Raw genomic sequence first — 4,706 nt, 5'->3', positions numbered from 1 at the left:
GGGGCGCAATATTGGCCAGATCGCTACCACGAGCGTAACCACGCTGTTGCAAATCAGCGCATTAGCGGTAGTAACGATATCTGGAAAAAGAAAGTGGGCTATCACCGGCGCTCAGTGGCTGAAACGGCCATGTTCCGGTTAAAAAGGCTTCTGGGTGGTCATCTAAGTCTGAGAGACTACGATGCTCAGGTGGGTGAAGCCATGGCCATGGTCAAAGCGCTTAACCGGATCACGCTATCAGGAATGCCGAACAGTATTCGCATCACGTAACTATCGACCCGTATGGGGCGCAGTCGTTACAAGTTCTGATTTATTCAACAAAGCCTATATATCCATTATTCCCCGCGTAATGCCGCCGCAGGAGACCGTCGATAGGAGAGCGCGGCAGGAAGCGTCAGCACCACTGCAGCCACAGCCAGCAGTAACAGCACGAACCACAGATCGTCCTCGCCCAATGTAATCGGCAAGACAAAGCCACTCTTTTCACTCATGACAATCGCCACTGCCTGAGCAGCGGCATAGCACAGCCCCACACTGATCGCCACACCGGCAAACACCAGTGGCATCAATCCGCACCAGATCAACAGGAAAATGCCGGTACGCGGCGCGCCGAAAGCACGCAATGCACCGATTTGTTTCTGGCGTTGGCGTAAATGCATCACCGCCACCAGCGCCACCGCCATTCCCACCAACCCTTGTTTCCCCATCGCGATATACATCAACAACGCACGAATATCACCGAGGATGGAATAGAGCTTCACCAACACTCCTCCCGGGAATACCGCCTGCGTCGCCGTGCTACGATAGAGTGAGCGTAGTTGGTAAGCACCTGCAATACTTAAGGGTTTTACTACGATGGCAGGAACACCAGCCTCATGGTGATGCGCTTCACTGTCATCATGGTGTTCATGTGTATCGCCCTCGGCGTGCTCATGCCCATCATCATGATCATGATGCTCGTGCTCATCGTCATGGTCGCCGGGTGCATGGATACCGTGCACACGCCACACCGCGTTGACTGGCACCAGAATGGCTTTATCCCAGGCGCTGCCGTCGGCGGGCAGCACGCCGACCACGGTATAGCGTACTTCCGCATGGGCATGTGCCCCCTCTTCCCCGACCTGGCCGTGCACCGGGCTAAAGGTGCTGCCAATCGACAGTCCGGTCCCTGCACCCACTACGGCTTCAAATCCATCGTTAAACACTCGACCGGCTAGCAATGGGCGTTTCCCGCCATCCGTCACCAATGCCGCGTTAGTCCCCACGATCGGCATGCCTTGATAGAAATCACCAAACGCCACCGGTGCCGCCCAAGCCACCAGCGGGTTTTTCTGTACCTCATCCAGTACCTGCGCTGGAATCAGTGTCAATGCTGAAGGCTGGAGAAAGACTGACGAGAGCACCAGTTGCGTTTCGCTCCCCGGTGCAACGATAACCAGATCGAAACGATCGGCCGCCTTGGCACTGCCGATACGCAGAGTACGCTCCTGTAAACTCACAGAAGTACTTAGCGCGGTCGCCAACGCAATCAGCATCACCACCACCACGCCCGGCCACAGTCGACGCCAGTCTGCGATAATCAAACGCCATGGGATCATCACTGTACCTCCTGAGAGTCATCCGCCACTTGCTGTCCTTTTTCCAACTGAATACAGCGCGACATCAACGCGGCCAACCGTTTATCGTGCGTAATGGCAATCAGCGTGCTGCGCTGTTCCTGGGCCAATGTGAGGAGGAGATCGGCGATCTGCTCACCGTTGTGTGCATCCAGATTGGCCGTAGGCTCATCGGCAACGATAATTTCCAGCGTCGCCAAGAGCGCACGCGCTACGGCCACACGCTGTTTCTCACCGCGTGACAGCACTTCAATCGGTCGATTACCGGTGTTCACACCGACGCGTTCCAGCAACATTTTCTCCCGCGCCGCCAATGACGCCGGCAGACGCCAATGGTGAAAACGAGCTGGCAGCAGCACGTTCTCCAGCGCATCAATGCCGGGAAATAAATGAAAATCTTGCATAATCAGACCAACATGACGGGCTCGCCAGCGATCCCGTTCTGCTTCTGACAATTGTCGGATATCCTGCCAGCCCCAACGTACACAGCCAGTGCCTTCACACTCCATGCCGGTAATAGCATTGACTAACGTGGTTTTCCACGAATCTGATGGCCCCATTACCGCCACGCAACTGCCCGCCGCAACTGCCCGCCGCAATCTGCAATTGGGCAATGTCCAGCACGGCACTGGGCATATCATGAAAAGAGACCGTTACATTTTCAATATGCAAATCAGCCACAGCGGCTCCTAAGGCGTATCAAAGCGGGCATCGCGCAGGCGTAACAGGCTGACAAACCCGCTTTCCGGGTCCGTCTAGGAGCCAAACTCCAGCACGCCTTCCACATCAATAATGGTGTTGTTCTGTACGAAGGTTTGCCGTTTTGACAGGTAGAACACTACTATATCCTCCGGCCAGTCGGCGTCGGAAGAGCAGAACTGGCAGAGTGCCATCGTCATTTTGGTTAACACAACGAATTGGGATTCAGCCTTGAGCGGTGGTGCCATAAAGCCGCGCATTTTGACGCGTTTTCCCGAGAGTTTTTTTACCTCATCGTAAAATTCCAACCCCAGCACACCATACGAGGCATAGAGTTTATCGAAAGAGAGTGTGGGCAATGCGGCATGCGCGGTACCGATCAGGCCAAGCATCAACACGCAAACGCCGACCATGCGCCACAACGCCGAGAAGAATAACGGCGGGATCTCCCCCGCCGGATGTAAAGTAAGGCTCTTCATTGCAGCGCGTTACTTGGTGGCTTGTGGTTTCAGCGCCAGCGCATCAACAATCACGCGGAACAACTCGGTATTTTCCATATACCCGCGAATTTTTTCACCGCCAGGGCCACTGGCCTGAATCACCATGTCATCCACGGCGTGAACGCCAGTGTCCGAAGAGCGCGGCAGAATGCCTTCACGGAACACGCTACCCGGGACGTTTTCATAGGCCTTGTTCGCCACATACTGGTCTTTTTCGTTCTTGATGGCAGGAACGAACTGATTATCCAGTTTCGGACGGAAGGTTTCATAGTAATCCGGGTAGTTGTTGAAGAATACCGCTAAACGTTTAGAGACGTTGATATCATCCGGGTAGCCATCTTTGTTGGCATCTTTGTAGTTCGGGAAGCCTGCATCTTCATACACGCCCACTTTTTCACGCATCTCGGTACCAGGTTTATCATCATCCACCGTACCGATAATCGACAGGCCGTGCGTATGGTCACCAGTAACAATGATCAGCGTATCCGGGTTCTTCTCGGCAAACTCTTTGGCAATGGCCACTGACTGATCCAGCATGATGGTGTTGGTAAAGGCGCGTTCCCAATCCAATGGGTGAGAGGCTTTGTCGATCAGCGCCGATTCCACCATCAGGAAGAAGTCGTCTTTGTTTTTCGACAGGACATCCAGCGCCGCCTGCGTCATGTCGGTCAGATCTGGCTGATTGGGGAATTTCTTGGTCACGTCGTTTTTCAGGAAACGGCGATCCAGAACACCGTCCATATTGACGGTATGAAACAGCCCCAGCAGTTTGATCGCCTGCTCAGCATTCTAGCCCGTCTGCGTCAGTCACCAGCGTATAGCCCGCTTGCTGGAATTTCTCAACGTAGTTGGTGTCATCCTTACGTTTAGAGCCAGCTGTGCTCTTCGGCAGGAAGTAGGCAGAACCGCCACCCAGCATGACTGTCGGCTTCACGTTGTAAAACATCTCAACGATTTCTGCTTTATCGGCGCGACGGCGGGTGTGCGACACCACCGCCGCTGGCGTGGCATCTTCCAGTTCGGCGTCACTGACCACGCCAACCGACATCTTGGAAGAACGGGTGATCAGTTCGCCCAGCGTTTCCTGTTTCGGATGTTCCAGCGAATTCTTGCCGCGGCTCACATAGACACCCAACGCATTCACGCCAGATTTGTGCCCCGTCATGTAGGCGCTCATGGTATTCACACTATCTGCCGCGATAGAGTCCGTACTGGAGGTACCGGCAAACGCCATGTATTGCAGATCGTCAATTTCCAGACAACCATCGACTTTCCCTTCTGTCACGCCTTTGGAAAGGATGCGCGCTCCAGTGCGGTGCGCCACAGAGAGGCCATCACCGATAAACAGAATGACGTTCTTCGCTTTACGTTTTTCCGCGCTGGGATAGACATCCCAGGTCACTTTCGACGTTTTGCCGTTAGCCTGCGCTTCTACTTCATACTTGCCTGCCTGCGGCAGGAACACATCGCGGATCCACACGGCTGAGACATCCTGCCCGTCTTCACGCTCAACAAAGGTAGCGGATTTACCCAGCACTTGCTGGTAATCCTTGCCGTTGATCAGAATACGGACATCTGCGGGTTTCAGTACAGAATCAAACTCAACTTTAAAGTCAAACTTACCGCCAGCCAGCATGGTGGCGCGGTCGATAGGGTAAATCGCTTGAGCCTGCGCGAACCCCGGCAGGGTGGAAGCAAACAACAACGGCAGCAGCCAACGAGCGTTCATGGTCATGTCCTTGAGCGATATATGTATTAGTCGCGACTAGATCTGACACTGGACCTTGAAAGGTTGAGAGTTACCGGTTTTGATATGGGTGTCTGATCCTTAAACAAAACGCGAGGTAACTCTCATGCTTCATACTAACAATCCCATTATCAAACACAAAGC

The 4,706-nt window shown here is 54.0% G+C and carries 5 protein-coding genes and 1 pseudogene; 1 reads left to right on the top strand and 5 read right to left on the bottom strand.

What is annotated here, in order from left to right; translation table 11 throughout:
- Positions 1 to 270, top strand: a pseudogene (locus QZ506_RS20205) (IS5/IS1182 family transposase); the annotation flags it as partial.
- Between the two features lie 65 nt (positions 271 to 335).
- Here the strand turns inward: QZ506_RS20205 and QZ506_RS20200 are convergent.
- From QZ506_RS20200 to QZ506_RS20180, 5 genes are all read right to left on the bottom strand, one after another.
- Complete coding sequence (locus tag QZ506_RS20200) at positions 336 to 1,598, bottom strand: ABC transporter permease (protein WP_291973457.1); 1,263 nt, start codon at positions 1,596 to 1,598, stop codon at positions 336 to 338.
- A complete protein-coding gene (locus QZ506_RS20195) occupies positions 1,598 to 2,176 on the bottom strand; it encodes an ABC transporter ATP-binding protein (RefSeq protein WP_291973455.1) in 579 nt (192 codons plus the stop codon). Before QZ506_RS20195 ends, QZ506_RS20200 begins: the two co-directional genes overlap by 1 nt.
- A 195-nt stretch (positions 2,177 to 2,371) precedes the next feature.
- Positions 2,372 to 2,794 carry a hypothetical protein gene (locus QZ506_RS20190; RefSeq protein ID WP_291973453.1) on the bottom strand — a complete coding sequence of 141 codons (423 nt, stop codon included), beginning with the start codon at positions 2,792 to 2,794 and terminating at the stop codon, positions 2,372 to 2,374.
- A gap of 9 nt (positions 2,795 to 2,803) precedes the next feature.
- On the bottom strand, positions 2,804 to 3,556 hold the full coding sequence (locus QZ506_RS20185) for an alkaline phosphatase (RefSeq protein ID WP_291973451.1): 753 nt from the start codon (positions 3,554 to 3,556) through the stop codon (positions 2,804 to 2,806).
- Positions 3,557 to 3,596: 40 nt separating this feature from the next.
- Positions 3,597 to 4,544, bottom strand: coding sequence for an alkaline phosphatase (locus QZ506_RS20180; protein WP_291973448.1), 948 nt, complete (start codon positions 4,542 to 4,544; stop codon positions 3,597 to 3,599).
- Positions 4,545 to 4,706 lie beyond the last annotated feature (162 nt).

Source organism: Candidatus Symbiopectobacterium sp. (assembly GCF_020054415.1).
Taxonomy (GTDB): domain Bacteria; phylum Pseudomonadota; class Gammaproteobacteria; order Enterobacterales; family Enterobacteriaceae; genus Symbiopectobacterium.
Note: the sequence above shows the minus strand (reverse complement) of the source record. Positions and strands in the feature narration are given on the sequence as shown.

Coding starts and splice junctions, on each gene's coding strand:
- QZ506_RS20200 (WP_291973457.1), bottom strand. CDS start 1,598: ATGATCCCATGGCGTTTGATTATCGCAGACTGGCGTCGACTGTGGCCG.
- QZ506_RS20195 (WP_291973455.1), bottom strand. CDS start 2,176: ATGGGGCCATCAGATTCGTGGAAAACCACGTTAGTCAATGCTATTACC.
- QZ506_RS20190 (WP_291973453.1), bottom strand. CDS start 2,794: ATGAAGAGCCTTACTTTACATCCGGCGGGGGAGATCCCGCCGTTATTC.
- QZ506_RS20185 (WP_291973451.1), bottom strand. CDS start 3,556: ATGGACGGTGTTCTGGATCGCCGTTTCCTGAAAAACGACGTGACCAAG.
- QZ506_RS20180 (WP_291973448.1), bottom strand. CDS start 4,544: ATGAACGCTCGTTGGCTGCTGCCGTTGTTGTTTGCTTCCACCCTGCCG.